At 61.6% G+C, this 12,783-nt stretch carries 9 protein-coding genes; 2 read left to right on the top strand and 7 right to left on the bottom strand.

Features of this window, described 5'->3' with window-relative positions; all coding sequences use genetic code 11:
- Window positions 1-134: 134 nt before the first annotated feature.
- Window positions 135-1,733: a D-alanyl-D-alanine carboxypeptidase/D-alanyl-D-alanine-endopeptidase gene (gene dacB / locus FH08_RS0117590; RefSeq protein WP_419178016.1), complete on the top strand. Its 1,599-nt coding sequence runs from the start codon at window positions 135-137 to the stop codon at window positions 1,731-1,733.
- 247 nt (window positions 1,734-1,980) lie between these two features.
- A complete protein-coding gene (locus FH08_RS0117585; RefSeq protein WP_031359587.1) occupies window positions 1,981-3,171 on the top strand; it encodes an SGNH/GDSL hydrolase family protein in 1,191 nt (396 codons plus the stop codon).
- Window positions 3,172-3,334: 163 nt separating this feature from the next.
- Here FH08_RS0117585 and FH08_RS0117580 read toward each other — a convergent pair whose 3' ends face one another.
- From FH08_RS0117580 to FH08_RS0117550, 7 genes are all read right to left on the bottom strand, one after another.
- Window positions 3,335-4,831, bottom strand: coding sequence for an ATP-binding protein (locus FH08_RS0117580; protein ID WP_031359586.1), 1,497 nt, complete (start codon window positions 4,829-4,831; stop codon window positions 3,335-3,337).
- A gap of 133 nt (window positions 4,832-4,964) precedes the next feature.
- Window positions 4,965-5,987, bottom strand: coding sequence for an L-threonylcarbamoyladenylate synthase (locus FH08_RS0117575; RefSeq protein ID WP_031359585.1), 1,023 nt, complete (start codon window positions 5,985-5,987; stop codon window positions 4,965-4,967).
- Window positions 5,988-5,992: 5 nt separating this feature from the next.
- The gene (locus FH08_RS0117570; RefSeq protein ID WP_031359584.1) at window positions 5,993-7,180 is read right to left on the bottom strand and encodes a 5-(carboxyamino)imidazole ribonucleotide synthase; all 1,188 of its coding nucleotides are present in this window, start codon (window positions 7,178-7,180) and stop codon (window positions 5,993-5,995) included.
- 73 nt (window positions 7,181-7,253) lie between these two features.
- Window positions 7,254-7,781, bottom strand: a complete 528-nt coding sequence (purE, locus tag FH08_RS0117565) for a 5-(carboxyamino)imidazole ribonucleotide mutase (protein WP_031359583.1) — start codon at window positions 7,779-7,781, stop codon at window positions 7,254-7,256.
- Window positions 7,782-8,000: 219 nt separating this feature from the next.
- Window positions 8,001-8,903 (bottom strand): phosphoribosylaminoimidazolesuccinocarboxamide synthase, encoded by a 903-nt coding sequence (locus FH08_RS0117560; protein ID WP_031359582.1) that lies wholly within the window; start codon window positions 8,901-8,903, stop codon window positions 8,001-8,003.
- Window positions 8,904-9,404: 501 nt separating this feature from the next.
- A complete protein-coding gene (pyk, locus tag FH08_RS0117555) occupies window positions 9,405-10,841 on the bottom strand; it encodes a pyruvate kinase (protein WP_031359581.1) in 1,437 nt (478 codons plus the stop codon).
- A gap of 430 nt (window positions 10,842-11,271) precedes the next feature.
- Complete coding sequence (locus FH08_RS0117550; RefSeq protein ID WP_031359580.1) at window positions 11,272-12,462, bottom strand: phosphoglycerate kinase; 1,191 nt, start codon at window positions 12,460-12,462, stop codon at window positions 11,272-11,274.
- Between the last annotated feature and the right edge of the window lie 321 nt (window positions 12,463-12,783).

The following is a 12,783-nucleotide window of genomic DNA, read 5'->3' as shown; positions in this document are numbered from 1 at the left end:
AATTTACGGCCCGTTGAAAGCCCGCAAACCTTAAACCGTAAGCAGAACCCCCATACAATAGCCGCACCGCTTGGGGCAGCGTCGCCCGGCAATCCGCAAATCCGCATCACACCTCGACATCACCATCCGATCACATGTATAGAACACCCTTTTTGCACAGGAAAAATCGACTTGCCAAACGTTGGCGCGCAGCCGCGACCCTGGTTATAGCCGCAGCCACTTTCACCTTCGCGATGAACACGCCTGTCGAGGCCCGCGGCGGTGGCGGCCCGAAGTCGGAAACGCAGAAACCGACCCCGAAACGCGCAGCGGCGAACAAGTCGAAGTTCCAGCGCGTCGTTGTTCCGGCCGGTCCCCTTCCGGCGACCGTCATGGCCGCGCTGGCACGTGCCCACGTGCCGATTTCATCGATGAGCGTCGTGGTCGAGCGGATTGGCGGCGGCGGCGTGCCGCTGGTTGCGATCAACGCCAACGAGCCGATGATGCCCGCCTCCACCATGAAGCTGGTCACCACGTACTCGGGCTTGTCGTTATTGGGTCCGGATTACCGCTGGAAAACCACGGCCTACGCCGACGGTGAAGTCGATACGAATGGCATCCTCCACGGCAACCTGTATATCCAGGGCACGGGCGATCCGAAACTCGTGCCGGAAGAACTCATCGATTTGGTGGACCAGATCCGCCGCAACGGCATCACGGGCATCGACGGCGCGCTGGTGCTGGACAAACGCTACTTCGATACCTCCACCCGCGATCTCCCCGCCTTCGACGCCGACGAAAACGCCCCCTACAACGTCGGGCCGGACCCGCTGCTGTATGCGTTCAAATCGCTGTCCTTCACGCTGACACCCAGCCCGGACGGCCAAGTTTCGATTGACGTGCTGCCGCAACTCGCGCAGTTGCAAATCGACAACGAACTCAAGGTCACGCGCGGCGCTTGCGCGGGCTCGCTGCCGGCAGCGTCGCCGAGCGTGGCGCAAACCACGGGCGGTTTTGTGCAGGCGTCGTTTATTGGCGACTATCCGCTGCGCTGCGGCCCGCGCACCATCAATGTCGCCGCGCTCGATCACTCCACTTTCTTTGCCGGCGGCTTCCTCGCGCTGTGGAAACAGGCGGGCGGCACGTTCAACGGCACCACCCGCGAAGGCCCGACGCCGGTCAGCGCGCGGCTGGTCGGCACGCACCGCAGCCCGGTTCTGTCCGACATCGTTCGCGACATCAACAAGTTCAGCAACAACGTGATGGCGCGCAACCTGTTCCTGACCATCGGCGCCGCGATGGGCAAACCGCCGGCGACCACCCAGAAATCAGCGGCGGCGATCGAGGCGTTCCTGCATCGCAGCGCGCTGCCCATGACCAACCTTTACCTCGATAACGGCTCTGGGTTGTCGCGCGAAGAACACATCACGGCGCAATCGCTCGCCGATCTGCTGGTGGCAGCGAATTCAAGCCCGGTGGCGCAGGTCTTCGTGGAGTCGCTGCCCATTGCGGGCGTGGACGGCACCATGCGCAACCGGCTCACCAACGCGGGCGCGGGCGGCAACGCCCACATCAAGACGGGCACGCTGCGCGACGTTCGGGCCATCGCCGGCTACGTGGGCGCGGAGAACGGCGAGAGCTACGTGGTGGTGAGTTTCATCAACGATCCGCATGCCGAAGCGGCGCGGGCGGCGCATGACGCGCTGCTCGAGTGGGTGTATGAAGGCGCGCGCCGCACAGGGTCTGCGGAGTGAAGCGATTCTGGACCGACTTGGAACCCGAGGACGCGCAGTCTGCAAGCACAGGCAAACCCTCGTAGGAAACAATCTCAAATCCTCTTAAAGATTCGGTAAGCTATCGCCACGCTTGGCCGACGACACGCATTGTCCACAGTGCGTGTCGTTCGAAGCCAACGCCCAAGCGGAAAGCCAGCCGACAGCAACCTCGAAGCGGCGTGCAGACCACATGACCAGATAAACGAGGAACGAGGAGATGAAGTCGATGAAACCCGCCCTGACGAAACCCGCCGCGCGTCAAAAACGCTGGCTGCTCGCCGTGCAGACGGCCACTGCGTGCGCCGCGATTGCGATGCTGGCCGCGTGCGGCGGCGGCAGCGATAACAACAATAACAACACGCCCGCGGGCGGCGTAAAACTGCAAGTGGTGTCGTTTGGCGACAGTCTCTCGGACGTCGGCACGTATGCGCCGGTCGCAACGGCGGACTTCGGAGGCGGCCGCTTCACGACGAATCCCGGCCAGATCTGGACCCAGAACGTGGCGCAGTATTACGGCGGCACGCTGACGGCGGCGAACACTGGCGGCTTCGGGATCCCGCTTTCGGCGGCCGGCGGTTTGGGCTATGCACAAGGCGGCTCACGCGTGACGCTGCAGCCGGGGATTGGCCACGCCACGCCGGGCACGGCAAACGCCGACTTCTCGCAGGCCACGACGATCCCGATCAACGACCAGGTGACCCAGTTCCTAGGGTCGAATGGCTCGTTCAACGCCAACCAGCTCGTGCTGGTGAATGGCGGCGCCAACGACATCTTCTATAACCTGGCCGTGGCGCAAGCGACTGCCGCCGGCATTCAGGCCGAGCTCGCCGCGGGCGCCATCACGCCGGCGCAGGCGCAGGCAGCCGGCACCGCCGCGACGACCGCTGCGACGACGGCCATCAGTCAGGCGGCAATCGACCTGGCGACGTTGATTGGCCGGGTGGTGCAAGCGGGTGCGACGCACGTGGTGGTATCGGCGGTTCCTGACATCGGCGGATCGCCTGAGGGCTTGGGCAGCGCCGATAAAGGCGTGACCTTCTCGCAAGTGACGCAGCTGTTCAACGGCACGCTGAAGGGCGCGCTGCAACAGTCCGGCTTGTTGTCGAAGGTGATTTACGTCGATGCCTACACCTGGGTCGACGGCATCCAGGCAAACTTCCAGGCGAACGGGTTCACGGTATCGAATACGGGCACGGCCTGTAATCTCGCCGCTATGATCGCCGCCGCAACCAAGCTGGGCGAGCCTGACCCGAGCGCATTCGGCACGTCGCTGTTCTGCTCACCGCAAACCTACACGGTGGCCGGCGCGGACCAGTCGTATATGTACGCGGATACTGTCCACCCGACGACGCACCTGCACGCATTGTTCTCCACGTTCGTGGAGCAGCAGATTGCTGCGAGCGGGCTGGGGAAATAGGGTCGGCTGGATGATGAAGCGATGAAGTGAGAACGCCCGGTCGGAAGACCGGGCGTTTTGCTTTTTGGGGTTGGTGGACAGGTGTACGCTGAGGAATCCAGGCGCCCCCAGACCCGCCGGATAATTTCGGTACGAGGTCTCCCGAAGACACAGGTGGTGCACGTTAAAAAAGCGCCGCATACCATTGCAGGTCTCGGCACTCGTAACCCCTGGCTGCAAAGGCATCCTTTTCGGCCCCGGTGAATACGGGCGAAAACAGCGCTTTCTCAACCGTCCATCCGGCAACTTTTCTGCCTTCTTTTGTCGAGAGGAATCTCTGGACATGCGTCTCGAACTTCGCGAGAGACGCTCCATCGTGCGCGGTCGCATTGCGCTTGCATGAACCGAATCGCACGCGTTGATCGTCGGCATCCAACGCCACGATATCGATCTCAATATCGTTATCCACATTGCGCGCCCGGTTCCAATAGCCGAGTTCGATGGAGCTCAGGGAGAAGTCGCCCAAGCCCTTACGTGAGCATTCAATATGCAAATGCCGGATCAGTTTTTCGAACGCAAAACCTTCGTGCACAAAACAACGTGGCATCGCGCGTTCGATTGCCTTGGCGAGCGGGCGCATGCGTGAGGTGTCCCGCGCCGGCTTGACCACCGCCAACCACGCCTGCAGAAAATTATCGGTAACGTAGTACCGGGCATTGCGGCTGTTGCTGTCGGAGAATACGGGTTGCCGCCTGTCGATCATCTGGTAGTTTTCGACGAGACGCCTGATATGCGCGCCCAGAGGCGTCATGTCGTCTTCCCGGTTGACGGCAGCGACGACGTCACCGTTGCTGCATCCGGGGTTCTCCGCAAGGTAGTTCAGGATGGACAGCATCTTCCCCTTCACCTCTCGCAGAAATGATGTGTCCGCTTCCTCCGCCAACGGACTTCCCTCCTTGAGGAACATCCGTTCCAGCAGCGCTTGGGGAAAATTGTCCCGAGGTACGGAAAACAATCCCTGATCGAAAGCATCTCGATAAAACTTCGGCACGCCCTCGAAAAAGCTCCATAGCGTGAGCCACTGATAAGGATCCTCGATCTCATGCGCGCGATACACGGAGGTCAAATCTTCAAAATCCCAATGCTGCAATTCGATGGTCGCGGTCAGCCGGCCAAAGAGCGGTGCGCCTTTGTCGTCGAGTAGCGCGCTCATTTCCGATTGAAGCGAGCCGAGTACAAACAAGCCGCCTTTATGCGTCTCGCGAAGCCGATCCACTTGCTCCTGCAAAAACGAATTGAAAGGCCGAAGCTTTGGCGCCGTGAAGTACTGAAATTCATCGAGCACGACGACAAGCCCGTCCCGGCACAAATCGCCAATAGCCAAAGCCATGGAACTGAAATCCACTACCGAATCGGCCAGGGAGTTCGCAAAAGGGGACTCGCAATCGCTGAGGGTACGGCGAAAACTCGCGGCGACATCGCGCTCATCCGAGTCGGGAATTTGCATGTAAACCATGCGGGCCAGCAATGTTCCGTCGGATTTGGAAAGCTCGCGCAGCAGCGTTGTCTTGCCTATACGCCGACGACCTTGAATGCGGCAAAAGAACCAAGCTGGTCCGTGAACCAGTTTGTCGAGCGTTTCCAGCGTGCCCGTGCGACCGTAAAACGACCATTGCGCCATCCCGATACCTTTAAGATACTTTTTTGTATCTTAACTTTTTTGCCACTCTAAGCGCATGATTTTTATCATAATTTTTGGCTAACTTAAGAACGCTATGAGGGATCGGTCAACGGAGGTTGAGCCAGCCATGCCCCTACTCCTGCTCTTCAAACGCCGCCGCCGCACGCCCTAACCTGTCATTCACCGCGCTCCATTCCGCCGATACCGGCAGCGTCTCGATCAAAATTCGCTCGACATCGGCGCAATCGAGCGCACGCAGCAGTCCGTACAGCTCGCGTGCGTAGCTCTGCGGATCATCGGGTGCGGCGATGAAATGCACGTTCGGCGCGACCGCCCATCGACCGGCGCTCGAGGCTCGCGCAACCAGCGCCAGCTTCTTGCCGGCATCCAGCGGATGGGCCGCGAGCAACGGTTCCAGCGCTGCGAACGGCAACAAACTAAGCGGCGTGCGCGGCGCGTAATGCGCCTTCAGCGTGCCGGAGGCGCGAGGCGCGCTGGCATCGGTGCCATCGGGCAGACGCGGCATCACGCCAAGCACGTCTGCGATCTCCAGCGGACTCACATGCCCAGGCCGGAGCAATGCAGGAAAGCCCCGCGATAAATCCAGAATCGTCGATTCGATGCCCACCTTCGCCGCCCCGCCATCCAGCACGTGCACGCTTGCGCCGAATTCATCGCGGACATGTTGCGCCGTGGTCGGGCTGACATGTCCGAACCGGTTCGCCGATGGCCCCGCCACACCGCCATGACCATCGCGCAACGTGCTGAAGGCAGTGAGCAGCGCCTGCGCGACCGGATGCGACGGGCAACGGATAGCAACGGAATCCTGCCCGCCGCTGACCGCCGCCGGCACGTGCGCTGCGCGCTTCAGGATCAGCGTGAGCGGGCCGGGCCAGAAGGCATCGATCAGTTTCTGCGCATCGTCGGAAAGCGCTTCGACCCAGTACGCCGGGTCGCCGCCGGGCGCGAGATGCACGATCACCGGATGATTCGACGGCCGCCCTTTCGCCGCATAGATCCGCGCGATAGCCTCGGGATTCTCGGCATCGCCGCCCAGTCCGTAGACGGTTTCAGTCGGAAACGCGACGAGTTGCCCGGCGTCGAGCAATGCGGCCGCCTCCTGGATCTGCGCGACGGTGGGAGCTTCGAAAGTCATCAAGGTCAATCCAGCGCAATGTGCAGCATGCGGGCGCAATCGCGCGCCGCCGTGCGCACTTCTTCCAGCGTGGCCCCGGTGAAATTCACATGGCCCATCTTGCGGCCGGGCCGTGCCTCTTCCTTGCCGTACAGATGCAGCCGCGCAGTCGGCAACGCGACAACGTCATGCCACGGCGGCGTGCGCGCTTTCGTGCCTTCGAACCAGACATCGCCGAGAATATTCAGCATCGCGGCCGGCGAATGCTGGCGTGTGTCGCCCAGCGGCATGCCGGTCATCGCGCGGACTTGCTGCTCGAACTGGCTGGTGGCGCAGGCATCGACGGTGTAATGACCGGAATTGTGCGGACGCGGCGCCATTTCGTTGGCGATCAGCGTGCCGTCTTCGAGGATGAAAAACTCCACGCACAGCACGCCGACGTAATCCAGTTTCGCGGCGATCGTGAGCGCGGCGTCCTGTGCCTGGGCGACGAGCGCAGGTGACGCGTCCGGCGCCGGCACCACGGTTTTTGCCAGAATGCCGTTGACGTGCTGGTTCTGCGCGAGCGGAAAAACTGCCGACTTTCCGTCGCCCGCCCGCGCGATCAGCACGGACACCTCGAACTTGAGCGGCATGCGCTTTTCGAGCACGCAAGGCACGCCCGCGAGCGAGCCGTAAGCGGTGCGCACTTCATCGACGTTGCGCACGCTTGTCTGGCCTTTACCGTCATAGCCGAGACGCGCCGTCTTCAGAATGCCCGGCAACACGGCAGCGATTTGTTCATCACTCAAAGCGGCCAGCGCCTCGGGCGACTCGATCACCACATGCGGCGCCACCGGCACGCCTGTGCTCGCGATAAACCGTTTCTCGGCCACGCGATCCTGCGCGATCGCGACGCATCGGCCAGCGGGGCTGACGAAGGTGGTTTTCGCGAGGAAATCGAGGCTGGCGGCCGGCACGTTCTCGAATTCCGTCGATACCGCCGCGCACAAGCGCGCGAGCTCGGTCAGCGCGGATGGGTCATCGTAGGCGGCGCGGATGTGTTTATCCGCGACGGTACCGGCCGGACTCGTCTCATCCGGATCGAGGACCGCCACGCGATAGCCCATGGACTGCGCGGCGAAACAAAACATGCGGCCGAGCTGGCCGCCGCCGACCATGCCGAGCCATGCGCCCGGCTGGATGGGAGAACTGGGTTGAGTTTGTGCGTTCATCTTGTGGGGGTCGGTCAGTCGGTCTCGGCCGGAAATAGTGCCGGATGTGCTACGTAAAACTGTTCCGTTGCGTTTATAGCGGCGGAAGGACCATGGCGTGCGCCGCTTCGTTCTGGCGCGCGCGGAATGCCGCGAGTTTGTCAGCGTAGGCCGTTTGGGTGACAGCGAGAATGGAGACCGCGAACAACGCCGCGTTCGCCGCGCCCGCCTCGCCGATCGCAAACGTCGCCACGGGCACGCCCTTGGGCATCTGCACGATCGAATGCAGCGAATCCACGCCCTTCAAATATTTACTCGATGCCGGCACGCCCAGCACCGGCACCGTAGTTTTGGCAGCGAGCATGCCCGGCAGATGCGCCGCACCGCCCGCGCCCGCGATGATCGCCACAAGGCCGCGCGAGCGCGCGCTTTCGGCGTAGGCGAACATTTCGTCTGGCATGCGGTGCGCCGACACGACCTTCGCTTCGTAAGGGACGCCAAATTCCTGAAGGATCGCGACCGCGTTTTTCATCACGTCCCAGTCGGAACTGGAACCCATTAACACGCCGATCAACGGTGCGTCATGCGTGTGGGCCGCGGCGGCGGTCTGGACTTCGCTCATCGTGCTGCATTCCTTTGGGGTGGATTGGCCTTTGGCGGCCATTTTCGGGTGATGCGGATTTCAAGCATTCGGCCATTATGGAATGGCTTGCGGGGCTCGGCGCTGCGGGGCTGGACGCTTGGGTGCGTTGAATGCCCTTTGTTTTCACAGCGGCCGGGCTGCTCGAACCGCCCGCATGGGAGCGAGCGCATTCGTTATGCCGGTCCGGTCGCCTAAAACTTACGCCAGAGACTGCCCGGTCAACCGTTGCAGCGCTTCCTCGTATTTCTCGGCCGTTTTCGCGACCACGTCGTCGGGCAGTTTCGGCGCCGGAGGCGTCTTGCCCCACGATTGCGTTTCGAGCCAGTCGCGTACGAATTGTTTATCGAACGATGGCGGGTTCGTGCCCACCTGATACCCGTCCGCCGGCCAGAAGCGCGACGAATCCGCCGTCAGCACTTCGTCCATCAGGAACAGTTTGCCGTGGTTATCGAGGCCGAATTCGAACTTCGTATCCGCGATGATGATGCCGCGCGTCGCCGCGTACTCGGCCGCTTCCTTATACAACTTGATCGAAATCTCGCGGATGGTCGCCGAGAGTTCCGTGCCGATCCGGCGTTCCATCTCATCGTAGGTGATGTTTTCGTCGTGATGGCCCATTTCCGCCTTCGCTGCCGGCGTGAAGATCGGCTCGGGCAGCTTTTCGGCATTCTTCAGGCCCGGCGGCAATTCCACGCCGCAGACCGAACCCGTTGCCTGATAGTCCTTCCAGCCGCTGCCGGCCAGATAACCGCGTACCACCGCTTCCACCAGGATCGGCTCCAGCCGCTTTACCACGACGGCGCGGCCCTTGACCTGATCGGCTTCGTCAGCGGCGACCACAGTTGCGGGATCGATGCCCGTATTGTGGTTCGGCACGATGTGCGAGAGCTTCGCGAACCAGAAATCGGCCATCTGATTCAGGACGCGGCCCTTGTTCGGAATGGGCTCGCCCATGATCACGTCGAACGCCGAGAGGCGATCGGTGGTGACGATCAGGAGTTGATCCTTGCCGACGGCGTAGTTGTCGCGGACCTTGCCGCGCCCGAGCAGGGGCAACGATTTCAGCGTGGATTCGTACAGCGGGGAATGTGAGGTGGACATCGTCATCTACCGGAAAAGTGCCGCAAATCAGGCTGAGAGAAAAAACCAACACGCCGTTCCCCGGAATTGCGGGAACGGCGGTTCGTGTCGGCTGGCCCTGTCATGCGCCTGGGGTCAGCCTTTTGCATTCATTCTGCGTATCGATGCCCGGCGCAAAACCGGGCGACAAACGCGACTCACCACTATTGTAAACGTGTCGGGCGGACGACCCGGTTTTGCTTCGTCGACGGTGAGGCGGCGGGTGAAACCGCCTGCCACGCCGTCGAGAATGGCTATCTCAAAAAAAGCCGTCCAGCGGACCGTTTAAACACCTGGCTCACGGGCGGTTTTCAGGTAATCGTACGGACCGAATTTCGACTGGCGGCTCGCAAATTCGGACTAGAGGTTCCGGTACATGCCGGATTCGCAAGTCGGCGAGAGGATAGGTGGAGAACTGCTGTTTGCAACCGCCCTCCACCAACCCCGAACCCACGAGCTAAGCTCGAGACCCAGTCAACAAACTTAAAACGGATCTCCCACCCGCACGATCTTCATTGCGTTGGTCCCGCCGGCTTGCCCCATCGGCTCGCCGACAGTCAACACGACCATATCGCCGCGAGCGGCATAGCCCTTTGACACCACCACTTCCAGCGCCTGCTGAAGCGCGATATCGCGATCGGTGTTCGTATCCAGGTGCAACGACGTCACATTCCGATACAGCGCCATCGTCCGCTCGCTGCCAATGCGCGGCGTCAGCGCAAAAATCGGCACATGCGACCAGTGCCGCGACATCCACAACGCCGTCGCCCCCGACTCGGTCAAAGCAACAATCGCCTTGGCACCCAAGTGGTAAGCCGTGAACAACGCGCCCATCGCAATGGATTGATCGATCCGCGTGAACGTGCGGTCAAGGAAATCCTTGTCAAGCTCGCTCTGCTCAGACTTCTCGGCTTCCAGACAGATAGCCGCCATTGTCTCGATGGTCGTCACCGGATACTTCCCCGCCGCCGTCTCAGCCGACAACATCACTGCATCCGTACCATCCAGCACCGCATTCGCGACGTCCGATACTTCAGCACGCGTCGGCACAGGTGCATAGATCATCGACTCCATCATCTGCGTAGCCGTGATCACAAACTTGTTCGACTCGCGCGCCATCCGGATCATGCGTTTTTGCAGCGCCGGCACAGCCGCATTACCCACTTCCACCGCCAGATCGCCACGCGCGACCATGATGCCGTCCGACGCATCAAGAATGCCCTGCAACGCCGGAATAGCTTCAGCGCGCTCAATCTTCGCAATCATCTTCGGCTTGATGCCATAAGGCGCGCCCGCGATGTTCGCCAGTTGCCGAGCCATCTCCATATCCGTTGCGTTCTTCGGAAACGACACCGCCACGAAGTCCGCACCAAGCGACATCGCCGTCTTGATGTCCTCCATGTCCTTCTCGGTCAACGCCGGCGCAGTCAGGCCGCCGCCCTGCCGGTTGATGCCCTTGTTGTTCGAGAGATCGCCACCCACTTTCACCGTGGTATGAATCTCCTCGCCAATCACGCGGACCACATCGAGCACGATCAACCCGTCGTTCAGCAACAGCACGTCGCCGTTGCGCAAGTCGCGCGGCAGATCCGGGTAATCCAGGCCAACTCGTTCGTCATTACCCAGCTCACAACGCGCATCGAGGATGAACGCATTGCCCGCGATCAACGTGACCTTGCCGTTTTCGAACTTGCCCACGCGAATCTTCGGGCCTTGCAAATCGGCCATCAGCGCAACTTCACGGCCACATTGCTTGGCGGCATCGCGAACGTATTGCGCGCGCTGGCGATGGTCGTCGGCGGTGCCGTGCGAGAAGTTGAAGCGGACCACGTCGAGGCCTGCCTGCATCATTTGCAGCAGGACTTCAGGGGTACTGGAAGCGGGGCCGATAGTGGCGACAATCTTTGTAGCGCGATGCATGGAATTCCTCGTCTGGGTGGTATCGCCTGGAACAGCGCTGCGAGTACGGTGTGCCGACGGGGATGAAGCTGTCTCCGCCTGCGAACGCGCGCTGGCTCGGGCCGGCGTCGCTTTGTGATGACTATTCGATATCTGTCCGGCGACCGGAATCAGCGACGCACTCGCGCCGCCAATCATGACCGCGGTTTCCTTGCGTATTTCCTTCCTTCTTTCCTGCTTTACATCCGAACCACGCCGGGCCGGCGTCGCAGCGGAACGCTTCGATTTGGCCGGTGCGTGAGTGGGGCTGGGCTTGACCCCGACCGCCACCCTCGATCCAATTTCAGCCGCCACCGACAAACCCGCGTCAGCAGCCAACTCTTCTTTATCTGCAGCAACCGCAACGACGGACTCAGGACGATCACTCTTCGACGTGGCTCTTTTCATGGGCTCAGGCCCGCGATTCGAGCACTTCCACCGCCGGCAACGTCTTGCCTTCCAGGAACTCCAGGAACGCGCCGCCGCCAGTTGAAATGTACGAGATCTTGTCGTGGATACCGTACTTCTGGATGGCCGCGAGCGTGTCGCCGCCGCCTGCTATCGAAAACGCCGATGAGTTCGCAATCGCATCCGCCAACGTCTTCGTGCCGTTGCCGAACTGGTCGAATTCGAACACGCCAACCGGCCCGTTCCATACGATCGTGCCCGCCTTCTCCAACTGCGCGGCAAGCGCCTTGGCGGTATCCGGGCCGATATCGAGGATCAGGTCATCGTCCTGCACTTGATCCACGGCTTTCGTTTCCGCCTTTGCGGTTGCGGCGAATTCCTTCGCGGTCACAACGTCGCTGGGAATAGGCACCGATGCCCCACGCGCCCGCGCTTCGCTGATGATGGTCTTGGCTTCATCGATGAGATCCTTCTCCGCCAGCGACTTGCCGATCTTCAACCCCGACGCGAGCATGAACGTATTGGCAATCCCGCCGCCCACGATCAACTGGTCCACTTTCTCGGCCAATGACTTGAGGATAGTGAGTTTCGTCGATACCTTCGATCCCGCGACAATGGCGACCAGCGGGCGCTTCGGCTCGCCGAGCGCCTTGCCCAATGCATCGAGTTCGGCTGCGAGCAGCGGGCCGGCGCACGCCACCGGCGCGTATTTCGCGATGCCGTGCGTAGTCGCTTCCGCCCGATGCGCGGTGCCGAACGCGTCGTTCACGTAGATATCGCAGAGTTTGGCGAGCTTCTGTGACAGCGCGTCGTCGTTCTTCTTCTCACCCTTGTTGCAGCGGCAGTTTTCGAGCAGCACGACCTGGCCCGGCTGAACCTGCACGCCATCGACCCAATCGGCGATCAGCGGTACTTCACGCCCGAGCAATTCGCCAAGCCGCTTGGCCACCGGCGCAAGCGAATCTTCAGGCTTGAACTGCCCTTCTGTCGGGCGGCCGAGATGGGATGTGACCATCACGGCGGCGCCCGCTGCCAGCGCTTGTTGAATGGCCGGCACCGAGGCGCGCACGCGCGTGTCTTCGGTGATGTTGCCCTGGTCGTCCTGCGGGACGTTGAGGTCGGCGCGGATGAAAACACGTTTGCCGGACACTTTGCCTTCGGCGATCAGATCGGTGAAACGCAATACTTTCGTCATGGGAGTCAGCGGGTGAGCGAGTAATTGGAAAGCGGTTCGGGCGAGTTGAATCTGCGCGCCGTGGATTTATACCAGCGGGCTCACAAGGTCGCTACGGGGAAATTGAAGTGCTCACAACCATTCCGGCGGTGAGCCGGCCTGCGCGCAATATCACGAGGCGGCCGCGCCCAAGTGGACGATTCGAACAAGCAAGGGACAACGAAATGAGGCGTGCAGCGCCTTTCGCCGGCGACCTGACGGCCCAGGCGACGAGGCGTTGCAGCGAAGAATGGAGCGAGTGGAGCTGGTGTGCGGTGACTGCCGGATACACGTTTCGACCTC

Source organism: Caballeronia sordidicola (assembly GCF_000729995.1).
Taxonomy (GTDB): Bacteria; Pseudomonadota; Gammaproteobacteria; order Burkholderiales; family Burkholderiaceae; genus Caballeronia; species Caballeronia sordidicola_A.
This window is presented reverse-complemented; position numbering and strand designations above follow the sequence as displayed.